Raw genomic sequence first — 514 nt, forward strand, 5'->3', positions numbered from 1 at the left:
GTCGGCCAAGGAGGCGCTGGCCAAGGCCCAGCAGGAGGCGAACCAGCTCCGCGAGGCGGCCAAGGAGGTGCACGCCAAGGGCCAGCAGGAGGCCAAGCGGCTCACCGACGCCGCCGCCGAGGCCGGCCGGGCCACGCACGCCAAGGCGCGGGCCGAGGCCAAGAAGATCGTGGACGACGCGGAGGAGGCCGCCAAGGCCACCCGCGGCCGGGCCCGCAGCGAGGCCACCCGGCTCACCCCCGAGGCCGCCGAGGCCGGCCAGCGCAACCGCGCCGAGGTCGAGGCGTACGTGCAGCGCATGCGCACCGAGACCGAGGCGTACGTGCAGCAGGCCCGCGCGCAGACCCAGCAGGAGCTGGGCGCGTGGCGGGCCGGGGTGGAGAAGGAGGTCGCGGAGCGGCGGGACGGCGCGGAGAAGGAGCTGGCCCAGCGCCGGGCCGCCGCCGAGCAGGAGTTCGCCAAGCGCCGCGACGAGCTGGACAAGCAGCACGCCAAGCGGCGGGAGGAGCTGGAG

General features: G+C 76.7%; 1 pseudogene. It reads left to right on the forward strand.

The features are described 5' to 3' along the window. Window positions 1-514, forward strand: a pseudogene (locus SM447_RS30035) (hypothetical protein); the annotation flags it as partial.

The sequence above is a fragment of the Micromonospora aridisoli genome, assembly GCF_056150025.1.